This is a genomic window from Xanthomonas sp. D-109, from assembly GCF_017746095.1.
Classification (GTDB): domain Bacteria; phylum Pseudomonadota; class Gammaproteobacteria; order Xanthomonadales; family Xanthomonadaceae; genus Xanthomonas_A; species Xanthomonas_A sacchari.
The window spans coordinates 1-12,102 of sequence record NZ_JAGHWV010000036.1; the positions used below are offsets into that span (position 1 = coordinate 1).

Annotated in this window: 10 protein-coding genes and 1 pseudogene; 5 read left to right on the top strand and 6 right to left on the bottom strand. The window is 62.8% G+C overall.

Annotated elements, in window-relative coordinates; translation table 11 throughout:
- Positions 1–462: 462 nt before the first annotated feature.
- Positions 463–918, top strand: a complete 456-nt coding sequence (locus J7357_RS20870; protein ID WP_010341483.1) for a hypothetical protein — start codon at positions 463–465, stop codon at positions 916–918.
- Positions 919–1,549: 631 nt separating this feature from the next.
- Positions 1,550–2,812 (top strand): lipase family protein, encoded by a 1,263-nt coding sequence (locus J7357_RS20875; RefSeq protein ID WP_209249435.1) that lies wholly within the window; start codon positions 1,550–1,552, stop codon positions 2,810–2,812.
- 307 nt (positions 2,813–3,119) lie between these two features.
- Here J7357_RS20875 and J7357_RS20880 read toward each other — a convergent pair whose 3' ends face one another.
- Positions 3,120–3,821, bottom strand: a complete 702-nt coding sequence (locus J7357_RS20880) for a DUF2306 domain-containing protein (protein WP_209249436.1) — start codon at positions 3,819–3,821, stop codon at positions 3,120–3,122.
- A 271-nt stretch (positions 3,822–4,092) separates the two neighbouring features.
- On the opposite strand from J7357_RS20880, the gene J7357_RS20885 reads away from it, so the two are divergent.
- Together J7357_RS20885 and J7357_RS20890 are read left to right on the top strand one after the other, a co-directional pair.
- Complete coding sequence (locus tag J7357_RS20885; protein WP_209249437.1) at positions 4,093–4,917, top strand: restriction endonuclease; 825 nt, start codon at positions 4,093–4,095, stop codon at positions 4,915–4,917.
- A 57-nt stretch (positions 4,918–4,974) separates the two neighbouring features.
- Positions 4,975–6,537 carry a DUF6119 family protein gene (locus tag J7357_RS20890; protein ID WP_209249438.1) on the top strand — a complete coding sequence of 521 codons (1,563 nt, stop codon included), beginning with the start codon at positions 4,975–4,977 and terminating at the stop codon, positions 6,535–6,537.
- Positions 6,538–7,026: 489 nt separating this feature from the next.
- Here J7357_RS20890 and J7357_RS20895 read toward each other — a convergent pair.
- From J7357_RS20895 to J7357_RS20905, 3 genes and pseudogenes are all read right to left on the bottom strand, one after another.
- Positions 7,027–7,244 (bottom strand): annotated as a pseudogene (locus J7357_RS20895) (hypothetical protein).
- A 376-nt stretch (positions 7,245–7,620) separates the two neighbouring features.
- Positions 7,621–7,953 (bottom strand): type II toxin-antitoxin system Phd/YefM family antitoxin, encoded by a 333-nt coding sequence (locus J7357_RS20900; RefSeq protein WP_343237444.1) that lies wholly within the window; start codon positions 7,951–7,953, stop codon positions 7,621–7,623.
- A gap of 210 nt (positions 7,954–8,163) precedes the next feature.
- Positions 8,164–9,477: a hypothetical protein gene (locus tag J7357_RS20905; protein ID WP_209249440.1), complete on the bottom strand. Its 1,314-nt coding sequence runs from the start codon at positions 9,475–9,477 to the stop codon at positions 8,164–8,166.
- A gap of 479 nt (positions 9,478–9,956) precedes the next feature.
- On the opposite strand from J7357_RS20905, the gene J7357_RS20910 reads away from it, so the two are divergent.
- Positions 9,957–10,289, top strand: a complete 333-nt coding sequence (locus J7357_RS20910) for a hypothetical protein (RefSeq protein WP_209249441.1) — start codon at positions 9,957–9,959, stop codon at positions 10,287–10,289.
- A gap of 114 nt (positions 10,290–10,403) precedes the next feature.
- Here the strand turns inward: J7357_RS20910 and J7357_RS20915 are convergent, their stop codons facing one another.
- Both J7357_RS20915 and J7357_RS20920 read right to left on the bottom strand, forming a co-directional pair.
- Positions 10,404–11,462, bottom strand: a complete 1,059-nt coding sequence (locus J7357_RS20915) for a virulence RhuM family protein (RefSeq protein WP_244667720.1) — start codon at positions 11,460–11,462, stop codon at positions 10,404–10,406.
- Between the two features lie 21 nt (positions 11,463–11,483).
- Positions 11,484–12,102 (bottom strand): ATP-binding domain-containing protein (locus J7357_RS20920; protein WP_209249442.1); only part of this gene is annotated, 619 nt, incomplete at its 5' end.

Genomic DNA, 12,102 nt, shown 5'->3' on the forward strand with positions numbered 1-12,102 from the left:
TTGCTGGCACTGCGGCTAAACGGCCTGCCGCACTCCGCTCTCACCTGCAACGATAGACCCTTATTTGACACAAGCGGCTTCAGCCGCGACGGGCATTCCCGGTAACGCCCATCGCGGCTGAAGCCGCTCCTACCAATGGGCTTCGTCGTTGTTGGAGGTGTCATGAAGTCCCTCCCGCAACCAACGACCAGTCTTCCGCACTGCCGCCAGCGCCAGCACTTAGACCGGGCACCAAGCGATGCGCCCAACTGTAGGAGCGGTTTCAACCGCGACCTAGGCGAGCCAGGCGATGCCTGCACAGCACCCCACGCTCGAAGCAGCCACAACCCCGCGCCCTCACGCCCGCTTTGCATTCGTCCCCGGCGCGGTTGCTAGAGTCTGCCCGCGCCGCCGCGGCCGCCTGTCCCTGCTTTGCACGGACCGCCCGGTTCGGCGTCTTTCCTCCATTGAAGGAGTCTCGACATGCCCTGGAAATCCCCCCTCGCAACGCTCGCCCTCGCCGCCGTCGCCCTGCCCGCGCTGGCCCAGTCCGACCGGCAGGTGGTCGAGGACATGCTGACCCGCTCGGCCAACGTCTGCCCCGGTCACAGCACCGAGCGCACGTCCCCCACGGTAAAGGCCGTGCCGGTGGGCGCGCTGCGGGTGATGCTCGACCGCGGCCTGGTGATGTGCCCCGACCGGCGCCTGGACGCCACCGCCCCGGCCGTGTTCTACGGCAGGCTCGGCGTGTTCGCCTGGAACCCCGAGGTCGCCGCCGGCTCCAGCGTGATCGTCAAGCAGATCGACGCGATGACCCGAAAGGACGAATACCCGTCCGAAACCCTGGTATGGGACGCCAAGGGCACCGCGCTGAAGCAGCAGACGGTGCCCGCGTTCGAGCCCAAGCCCGGCGCTACCGTGCTGTATCAGGTGCGTTGAGGCCCTGCTGCCGCCCGTGCGTGCACGGGCCGGCAACAAAGCCGGTGCGGCCCCAATGGGCACGCCGGCTTTTTTTGTGCCACATGACGGCCCCATCTCGCCGCAGCGCGCCGGCCGTGCTGCCGGCGCAGCGATCGCCATCGCGGAAGCAGCCGTGTTGCGCCATGTCGTACAGAAGCAGCGAACAGTCCTGCTCGTGTCCTGCCACCGTCCAAGCCCTTCTCGACACCGGACATCGCACGACAATATCCCCGATTATCTCGCGCCAATCTCCGATTGTATTTAAAACCAGGATTATTAACTCCTGAAACATCCCGTGCGCGAGTCGTAGACAATTGCGGCCACACCGGCCTCGCCTGCGCGCAACATCCGTATTCGGCCGAATTCGCACGAAAACCAGTGGATGTTTCATCATTTCCTCAACGTCACTGTGGCGCATCGCACGCCATCGCCTCGACATGCGGCCAGATTTTCCGGCGGCGCATGTCGTTTCCTGCGACCGAATGCCACGCGAATCAATACCGCGGATAAACATTACCCCGTTGTGTCGCAAAAATAATGCAGACGACATAGTAGCGTCTGCGCCCTCCCCCACCCCCGGGCGACCGGGATTCGACACGAGGATGTTTCCATGGCCACACAGCGGAATCGGCTGGCGCTGCGCGCACTTTCCCTCATCGGCGTCGTAGGCGCGTTGTTGCCCCTGGCCGCCACGGCGGCGCCGGCGCGCGGCACCGTACTCAAGAGCAATGTCCTGACCAGCTACACCCACCAGGCGATCGGCACCCTGCTGGCCAACGACCAATCTCCCGACCAGGCCAAGTGCGACGTGCGCGTGGCCGAGTTCACCTACGCCACCATCGGCGTCGAGGGCGAACCCACCACCGCCTCGGCTGCGCTGCTGGTGCCGGGCGGCAGCCAGTGCCCCGGTCCGTTCCCGCTGGTGAGCTACAGCCAGGGCACCGAGTCGCAGCGCCGCGCCGAACAGGCCAAGGAGATCCGCGACGCCAAGGGCGACGACACCATGGTCACCCACCTCGCCACCCAGGGCTACGTGGTAGTGAGCAGCGACTACCTGGGCATCGGCCAATCCACCTACGCGTTCCACCCGTACCTGCACGCCGCGTCAGAGGCCAGCGCCACCATCGACGCCCTGCGCGCCGCGCGCCAGGTGCTGCAGCGGCTCAATACCCCGCTGTCGGGCAAGGTCATGCTGACCGGCTACTCGCAGGGCGGGCATGCCGCCATGGCCACCCAGCGCGAGATCGAAGCGCACCTGTCCAACGAGTTCAACCTGGTGGCCAGCGCGCCGATCTCCGGCCCGTATGCGCTCAGCCAGACCTTCCGCGACAGCTGGAGCGGCCGCAACGCCGTGGGCGAGAACACCTTCGGCATCGTGCTGGCCAGCTACGCCATCGTCGGCATGCAGCACACCTACAAGAACATCTACCTCGACCCGTCGCAGGTGTTCCAGGATCCGTGGGCCAAGCAGGTGGAGAAGTTGTTCCCCGGCAAGCAGAGCCTGACCGACCTGGTGCTCGGCGACACCCTGCCGGGCGTGGACAAGATCCGCCAGTACTTCCAGCCCGGCTTCTACAAGGACTTCGCCAGCAACGCCAACGACCCGTTCCTGCGCGACCTGGAGCGCAACGACCTGCTCGACTGGGCGCCGCGCACCCCGACCCTGCTGTGCGGCTCGGACAACGACGCCACCGTGCCGCTGAAGAACGCCACCACCGCCGTCGCCGCGTTCAAGGCGCGCGGCAGCAACCAGGCGACCGTGCTCGACCTGGGCACCGGCAAACCCAGCGACAACAGCGCGCTGGAGCATCTGTTCACCGAAGAAGCCTGCACCATCGCCGTGCGCCAGCAACTGTTCGATACGCTTCGCTGAGGTCGCGGCGGACGACAACGCAGGCGCACTCCCTCCCCCGGCGTCTGCGACCGTCCGTCCCGCTGGCTGCCACGCCTGGGCGCAGGCGTGGCGGCGTTTTTCAGTGTGGTGAGAGCGGCGCACGTGCCGGCGTCTCGCGGCGATGTTGGCGACGCCGATGAAGGCGCGTTATGCGTCGAGACGCCGCGGCGGCGGAGACGCCGACGCTGTGGCCACAACTGACTCAGACATCCGCATGACCGCAGATCGGCGAGGCGATGCCGGCACCTGAGTCGCAGGCCCGCGCATCGTCCCGCGCGCCCGGCCATCACCCCGCGCCGAGACCGGCGCCACGCAGCAACATCGACACCTGCTTTCGCCGATCCCACGCATCGGCAATCGCCCGGCCTACGCCGTACACCGACAACGGCACCACCCAGCTCGCCCACAACAACAGCGCGATCAAGCCCGGCGACGGTGTGATGCCCAGGCTGACCGCAAACGGCAACGACAAACGGAACACCACCGGCGCCAGCGTCGCCAGATAAGCGCGCACCATCCAGCGCTGATGCCGCAGCACCTGCCCACGCCAGATCGCCACCAGCCCGACCGACCCGGTCACGAGCCACGCCAGCGCCGTCGCCGCGAACGCCACCCGGATCGAAAGCGGCGCCAGCGATGTCGCGATCAGCCCGACCGCCCCGACCATCGCCACCGCCATCCCGGCGAAATACACCCGCCCCACCCAACGATGCAGCCGCGGCCAGCGCCGCCACCGCTGCGTCGCAAACTGCAGCGCCCCCAGCAACAGGCCGACCGCCCCGCCACCGAGATGGCACCACAGCCACCCGCGGCGGGTCAGGAACATCGCGTAGGCCGGCGACTGCAGCGACGCGTACTTCAGATAGACCGAATGCACGAACTCCGCGGCGAACAGGGCCAGGGCGAGCCAGAGCAACCACCAGGCCAGGCGCACGATCGGCGTGGTGCGTGGTGGCGCCAGTTGGCGGCGCGTCGGCTCGCTGTTCATTCCCTGCCCCACGCTGCGCCGGACCCTCGGCAGCGCGACGCTAGCATGGAAGTCTCAGCGCCACGGAAGGCGACGACGGGCGGCGACAGGCGCGTCCGAGAACGCTGCCGCTCACGTCGCTTCGCCGATCACCGCAGGCGATCCGGCTACCAATCGCGATGCCACCACCCAGCCTTAAATGCAACGCGTGTCTCGCTTTGTAGACGACACAGTTAACAGTACAGACATCTGCCGCACACAGGTCTATGGTCGATCCGGGGACGGGGGTCGCATGGGACGCAGACAGGGGAAAACCGGATTCGACGCGCTGGCGGCGTTGCCGTGGCCGGTGGGAATCATGGCCGGCATCGCCGGCTTCCTCGCCGTGCGCGACGGCATCCCCTGGTGGTTTTCCCGCCACGACGGCGCGCTGTCGCAGGCCATCGCCCAGCAAGCGGAAGGCGCATTCGCTCCGATGGCGTGGATCCTACTGCTGCTCTGCTGGATGGCAGCGCTCGCCTCATTCCTCAAAGCGCGGCATCGCCGCCGCCTGCTGGACACCCGCACCACCCTGGAAAGCCTGGCAGCCGGCGGCTGGCGCCAGTTCGAACGCCTGGTCGGCGAAGCTTTCCGCCGCCAGGGCTACACGGTAGAAGAAACCGGCCTTGGCGGTGCCGACGGCGGCATCGACCTGATCCTGCGCAAGGACGGCCGCCGCACCCTGGTGCAATGCAAGCAATGGAAGCGGCAACAGGTCGGCGTCAGCGTCGTGCGCGAGATGTATGGATTGCTGGCGCATCACCAGGCCGATGCGGTGAAGATCGTTTGTGTTGGCAGATTTACGAACGATGCGGAACGGTTTGCGCGGGGCAAGCCGATTGAGTTGATCGGTGGCAAGCGATTGCTGGAGATGATTCAGGCGGCTCAAAGTAGCAGCTCGGCCGGGGCATATCCCAAGCCTAGCATCGAACCGGCACCTATCTCGGTAGTCGATGCAGCATCTCAATTAATAGCGTGTCCGCGGTGCGGAAGCGCGCTTGTACGACGATTTAACAAGCGTACGGGTGAAGCCTTCCTTGGCTGCGGCCAATTCCCACGATGTCGAGGAAGCAAATAATCAAATTTAACTGATAAACAATGCCAACATTAAAAATATATTATAAGCTAGAAAATTATGGAAAACTCGCTGCCACTTAATATATATTTGTTAAAAAAAGGGCGCCTCCCTGATAACCAAATTGATCTCTCTGATTTTAAAGCAACCATATCCATACCTGTAGATAGAAATTACTATTCGACCTTATATTTTAAAGTTAGCGGTTCAGAACCAGAATGGATCACGTCGCTAAAGTCGATAGCGAATAGCGATACTGATTTTGCAAAGTCGGCTTCACCTCAGGCCATTCTATTCATCCGTCATAAGCAACGTTGGTTTGTTGCGACCTTCGGACATGCCTGGCAAAAGGCGGCCTCAGCTGATATTGAACCTGACTTCGGCACCAGATGTGTTCTCAATATTGCCCAACCTGAATCCTTAAGCTCCATCAGGCGAGATCGAGTAGCCGACTCCGCAATACAAGCCATAGAACAGATACCTGAAAGCGATGACATAAGTCGATTTGGCATGGATGTTGAGCGAGATATCCTTCGAGGCGTCAAAGCTAGAGTTGATAAAAGTTATAGATTTGGTCATTCTGTTGTTGGCGGCGATTCATTCAAGGGTACAATCGATCTTTCATCAGATTCTATAGGCGCTTTTTGTCGTCGCGCATTAAAATGCTATGGAAGAAAAGATATATCCGTCAATTTCCCTTGGTTTGATAAGATAAAACCAATTAATGATGACGCCATAATTGACAAGCTTGAGACGCGCTTAGCAAGGGCGATTTCCCTTCGTGTCAAATTCATAACACTTTCCGTTCCAGAGCTTCTGGCGTGGGATGAGTTTGATGCCTATTCTTTTACGAAACTTAGGAAAGGCCACTTACCTGTATCTGAGCCCTTGACTATTGAACAGTGGAGAAACGCCCACGTTACTGGGAGGGTAATCCCATCGACCTTACGATCCAGCTCCGTTTATGCATATAAAGCTGGGCAAACTCACCTCTCAAGAAAATGGAATATAAGGCAGTGCATAAATGCAACGATAAGGTTTAAAACTGACACCTATATCACACAGCTCGGCAAGTGGTACAAAGTAGACAACAACTTTGTCAAAGAAATACATGAGAGAGTAGCGCTAATACCTTCTGAGAAACGCAGGTTTCCCAAGCTGAAATATACGGGAGAAAGCGAGAGTGATTATAACAAAAGAATTGGAAAATCATTCCGCTCTCGATATTACTACCTCGACAAAGATCTCATCCCAGTCGTGGGTAGGAGCTCAATAGAAGTCTGTGATCTTCTACGTTTTGATGGATCTATGGTTTGCGTCAAGCCCTGGGGAGGTCGCTCCCAGGATCTTAGCCATTTATTTCAGCAAGCCATTGTTGCCGGCCAGCTACTTGCAGATCACCCACCGTTCATTGCCGGCGTTTCTAACAAAATACTCAATCCAAGATTTAAAGCGATATGGGACAAGGAGGCCACCAAGAAATCAGGAGCTAGATTTGTTCTAGCAATAATTCGAGGCGTCCCTAAAGAACGCCTACCATTCTTTGCTCAGGTTGCATTAGTCACTTGCTTCAGAAACCTGAGAGAGATGCGATTTGATGTTTCTTACGCTGTAATTGGATAAATTTTTACTTACCGCTCTCAAGCTGCCTAGTAACGCATACCAATCTAAACGCTTTTCCTGTTTTCATCTATTGGAGAGAAGGACAATGAGCGTCGTGTATGAGATGGTACGTACTGCTATCGCTACAAAGCAAATTATTCGCGCTACCTATCAAGGGCACGAACGTGAAATGTGTCCGCACGTAATTGGGCGCAAGAACGGCCGAGAACAGGCCTTGTTCTACCAGTTTGGCGGCTATACAAGTACCGGTCCTATCACTGGGGACGCACCCAATAATTGGCGATGCATACCTCTTGAAGGTTTGACCAATGTGACTTCACATCCAGGACCGTGGCGTACCTATGAGAATCATTCGCGTACTCAGACTTGTGTGGATGACATAGACCTAGAAGTTAGCCTCTAGAGATAGTCGGAACAACTTGGCCAGGGAGATACCGGCTTGAATGGGCTGATATATACCCTGGCCAATAATCACAATCTTCTCCGCCCTCAAGCCGCCAACCGCTTGATCCGAGCCGGCAGATCGCCAAGCAGGCGATGTGCCTCTTCCAGTTCGTAGTTCGCCTGCAGGCTCAACCAGAACCTTTCGGTCGTGCCCAGCGCCGCGGCGGTACGCTGGTGGCGCGGGCGAGCGCATTCTGACTGATGCCCAGCGGGACGAGGAGCTCGTCGCGCCGGAAACAGGGGTCGGACTGCACTATCTGCATCCTCACCCGCGACTCCACAGCCCAGTGAAATCGAATGAAAGCTGCCGGTGGTGGCGAATGGAGAGCAGATACACGGAGGCGGATGCCTCCATCGCCGTGTACAGCATCAAGTAGTCGCCGTGCAGGTAGATGCGCAACGCATCCGGGGCTCCCGCCGGCAATGCGGCCAGTTGCGCCAGCGCCTCGGCCGATTGCGGCGGCGTGTCCAGGTAGGGCCGGCCGATGCGGGGAAGCGCCGAAGGTTCGGGATCGCGGCCTCCCGCAATTCGGCGAGCAGGTCATCGAAGGCCGCAGCGGCATCGGCGTCCAGCAGGAGCGCTTATATCCCGTCGAGGCTCGCGAGGAAGCTCTCCGTCAGTTCGACGCGATGCAATGGTCAACCCCGCTTCTTGACCGCGCGCTTGCCTGGGCTCATCCCGTCGGGCGTCTTGATCGCCGCGCGCCGCTGCTGCAGTTGGCCGATGGCGGCATCGGCATCGACCGTACGGCCGGCGGCGATGTCGGCCAAGCCGCGCTTCGCATCGTCGAGCAACAGCAGGTGGATGCGCTCGCGCTCGAGCCGGTGGTAGTAGTCCAGCCGATCGGCGTCGATCAGCGCGACGTGGCTCTCGCCGTTCTTGATGATGATCTTCTCGGCGCCGGCCTTCGCCTGGTCGGCCGGTTCGGAGAGATTGGCGCGCGCCAGGGTGAAAGGCACCACGTCGTTCACGGAAAAGCCCATGGCCGGCTCCTTTCACTATTGATTACAGGACTCTGTACAGGCTATCGCCTGCCTGGTGTTGCTGTCAGCGCACACGGACGCTCGTACGCAAGGCTCAATGTGCGGCATGGCGATGGACAAGGACGCGGAAACCGGGGTCCTGGGAGCGGGTGCGGAGTGTACGTAATTGCGCAAGCAACAACGTTGCTCGGCAGTGCTTCACCGGGTTCGCCTGCGCTGCCGAACCATCTGCCGCGTCGCATCCAGCAGCCAGTACCCCATCGCTGCCGCCAGGGGAATCTCGATCACCCGCGAGGTGAGCGCGATGAAGCACACCAGCAGCAATACCGGCGCCACGCGCCACACGGGCTGGTGGAATGGATTCAGGTAGTACCGCTGGAAGCCGCGGACGCACGCGACGATCAGCAAGGCGATGGCCAGTGCCCAGGGGATCGGCCACCAGAGCCTGTCGGCCAGCAGCAGGGTCAATGCCGACAGCACGGGAATGCACAGCAGATGCGCCCAGCGCCAACGCCGGACCGCCGTTTCCGGCAGTGCCTGCCAGTGACAGAACTCGACGGCGACCGCACAGGCGACGACGATGGCGCTCAGGCTCATCCAGGCCACCGCGGCTTTTCGCAGCACATCCCACACGGTGGAGGCATTGCGAAGGGCCACGATCGGCACGACGAACAGCGAAAGAATCGCGGTGACCAACAGGCAGCGCGCGGCATAGACCAGGACACGGTCCAGGCTGAGCCGGGTCGGATCGGCGGCGGCCTGCCAGAACGCCCGGTTGCGCTCACCGATGGGCGGCACCAACGTGCCGTCCGGCACGCGCTGCAGACTGTCCAACAGGTCGCGCATGCGGTCCGCCTCACCGATGGGCATGGCATTGAACAGCGCGCTGCGCCATGCGAACGGAGGCGCGAGCTGGGCGAGGTCCTTACGCAGCCGCCAGGCCGGGACGTCGGCCGGTCCCTGCGCACTCAAGGTCTCGGCCAGGATCTCCAGCGAATCGGGGCGCAGTTCCCAGGCGTGGTTGGCGTCATGACGCGCATCTTCCAGGCGCATCGGATCCACGTCGCCATCGAGCGTATCCCACTCGAAGAAACGCTGCAGTATGTCGAAACGGGCAGCCTCGATGGGTCGGGATTCCTGGTCCAGCACCCCGAACAGCGCCTGGCCCACGCGCATCTTGTCCTGCAACGACCACATCACCGGATGTTGCTCAAGCCAATGCTGCAGAGCCGGTGCCGTGCCCTCGATGGCATGGGCGACGATCTCGCGCGCCACCACCTGCGGATCGCAGGGCGGCTGACGGCGTGGTAGCGACACCGGCTGTGGCATCTCACGCGGTTCCTGCGTGCGCGCTATTGCCGGTGGCCGCGGCATGTCGCCCAGCGGTTGGCGCGGCGGTGGCGCCTGTTCCAGCGCCGCTGGTTCGTGGGTCGCCACGCCAGCGTCGCGCGGTTTCGCGCCACTGGATCGACGGCACCACGCCAGGGCCTGTTGATAGGCCTCGTACAGCACCTGGAACCCCGCCGGATCGGTATCCGGCCGATGCTGCTTCAACAGGCGGGCGTAGGCACGCTTGATGCTGGCTTCATCCGCGTCCAGCGCTACGCCGAGCCGCTCCAGCGCGGCGCGTTGCCCAGGACTCACGCGTCACCCCACGTGCGCCCGACGGCGCGATAAAGCGCCACTGTGTCTCGCCAGCGGCCGCGATGCCCAGTGTTGTGTTGCATCGCCATGCCCCCCGCCTGGCTAGTGGATGCGTTTTCGTTGCGCATGCTGTCATAGCGTCGGCGTCACATCCAGGGTCACGCGCCTCCTCGTCCCCCTTCTGCAGGCTGGGCGCCCCGCCTGCCGCCTTCTGTCTGGCGCGCCGGCAAGAAAAGGGAGCGAGTGCACCGTCGGCGCCATCGGAAACTGGCTCTCTCCGATTCTTGACCTCCCATACATCCAAGCCATCGCATCCTCGCCTCGATTCCAACACCGGAGGCGGGGACATGACGAAGTGGATGGGGGCCGCGCTGGCCGCGGCGATGCTGGTGACCGGCTGCGCCAGGGTGGAGGGCGAGAAGTTCGTCGGCCACTGGGTCAACGTGGAGTCGAAGGACGACACGATCGACATCGAGCGCAACGGGGAGTCGTTCATGGTGCGCAACACCACCCCGCGCTTCTTCACCCGCAAGCCCAAGACCGAGAGCTACCCGGCCATCTACAAGGACGGGGTGCTGCAGGTGACCAACGACGGCGAGACGGTGAACTTCGCCATCGACGAGGCCGATGGGCACCTCAATACCGGCAGCGACGAGTACCAGCGGATCCCGGCCAAGTAGTCGCGCGACGTCGAGTCCGGACCACCGGGCTCGCCTGGCCTGCCCGCATCGGAAGGTTGCTGCGGGCGTGGCATGGGTGCCGGCAGTTCGCGGGTTTCCGGGACGCCGCTTCGCTTACTCGCCCGTGGGCCGCTTGGTCCGCGTGGACCGGCGCTTCTCGCTCTCGAGCGCTTTCAGCCTGCGCGTTGCCTCTTCGAAATCCCGCTCCACCGGCGACGGTTCTTCCAACGTGCGCTGCCTGTAGCGGGCGAACTCGGCCTTGGAAAATTCCAATGCCTGTTCGCGGCCGATGCGGCCGGCATGCGTCAACACCTCGCGGTCGCTCAGGCGCAGGAAGTCGTCCAGCTTGGAGATCCATGCGGCCATGGTCATCGGCCTGCGGTTCATGGCCTGCAACTCGGCGAACTCCAGGTAGGCGGTGACGATGCGGTTCAGCGCCTCCAGCTCCTCTGCGTTCAAGTAGCTTTTGGCGACGACCGCATCGGACGCGCGCGGCACGGCGCCCACCCAGTTGGTCATGCCGCTGTGCGGCTTGCTGGCGTCGGCGCGCTCCATGAGCAGTTCGGCAGCGGTGTGGCCGCGGGCCGCCCAGTGCATCTTGTTCTGCACGGTGGCGAAGAAACGCTGGCTGGCCTCGGCCGACGGGTCGTAATCCACGCTGGTCGCGTAGATGTCCAGCACCTTGCGCCAGAACAGCTTCTCCGACGAGCGGATGTCGCGGATGCGGCCCAGCAGTTCTTCGAAATAGCCATCGTCAGGCCCGCGCTTGAGCCGTTCGTCGTCCAGCGCGAAGCCCTTGATCAGGTACTCGGACAGCCGCGCCGTCGCCCACTGGCGGAACTGCGTGCCGCGCGCGGAGCGGACCCGGTAGCCGACGGCGAGGATGGCGTCGAGGTTGTAGTGCCTGAGGTTTCGGCGCACCTCGCGCGTCCCCTCCTGGCGAACTTGTAAGTAATCCTTACATGTTGCCTCTTCACGCAGTTCGCCCTCCTCGTAGATCGTTCTGAGGTGCTGGGTGACGTTCTGCGGGGTCGTCTGATACAGCTCCGCGATCTGCGCCTGCGTCAACCACACCGAATCGCCTTCCAGCCGAACCTGGATCCGCATCTGCGCATCCTCGCTGCGATACAGGATCAATTCCGAGGTGGGGGCTTCCTTGTCGTCGCTACGCATGCCGGCTCCTGAGGCGGTTCGTCAAAACAGCGCGCCCTGGATCGGCGTGCCGGAGGGTGCGGCAAGGATATCGGCTGCAGGCGATCTCGGCGGCTGCTCCACCCCACCCAACCGCCACGCCAACCCCGAGATCCGCGCCGCGTGCCGGGCCAGCGCAGCGCGCAGCACCGGTTCGCTGGCGGCGATGTGCAGCGCGCGGCGGGCGCGGGTGATGCCGGTGTAGACCAGTTCGCGGCTGAGCACGCGGGCGTCGCGCGCCGGCAACTGCAGCCAGACTTCCTCGAACTCGCTGCCCTGGGCCTTGTGCACGGTCATGGCGAAGGCGCTCTCGTGCGCGGGCAGCGCGGCCGGGTGGAAGCCGCGCACCTGGCCGTCGCCGGCGCCATCGAACCAGGCGACCAGGGTGCCCTGCGCGTCCTTCAGGCAGATGCCGACGTCCCCGTTGAACAGGCCGTGGCGGTAGCTGTTCTCGGTGATCAGCAGCAGGCGGCCGTGGAACCAGGGCGCGGCGGCGCCGAGGCGGCGTGCGCCGCTGGCGGTCTCGGCCAGCAGTTGTTCGATGCGCGCGTTGAGTCCGCGCGCGCCCTGCGGGCCGGCGCGCACGGCGGTGAGCAGGCGCAGGCGCGCGGCGGCGCGCAGG

Coding starts and splice junctions, on each gene's coding strand:
- J7357_RS20870 (WP_010341483.1), top strand. CDS start 463: ATGCCCTGGAAATCCCCCCTCGCAACGCTCGCCCTCGCCGCCGTCGCC.
- J7357_RS20875 (WP_209249435.1), top strand. CDS start 1,550: ATGGCCACACAGCGGAATCGGCTGGCGCTGCGCGCACTTTCCCTCATC.
- J7357_RS20880 (WP_209249436.1), bottom strand. CDS start 3,821: ATGAACAGCGAGCCGACGCGCCGCCAACTGGCGCCACCACGCACCACG.
- J7357_RS20885 (WP_209249437.1), top strand. CDS start 4,093: ATGGGACGCAGACAGGGGAAAACCGGATTCGACGCGCTGGCGGCGTTG.
- J7357_RS20890 (WP_209249438.1), top strand. CDS start 4,975: ATGGAAAACTCGCTGCCACTTAATATATATTTGTTAAAAAAAGGGCGC.
- J7357_RS20910 (WP_209249441.1), top strand. CDS start 9,957: ATGACGAAGTGGATGGGGGCCGCGCTGGCCGCGGCGATGCTGGTGACC.
- J7357_RS20915 (WP_244667720.1), bottom strand. CDS start 11,462: ATGCGTAGCGACGACAAGGAAGCCCCCACCTCGGAATTGATCCTGTAT.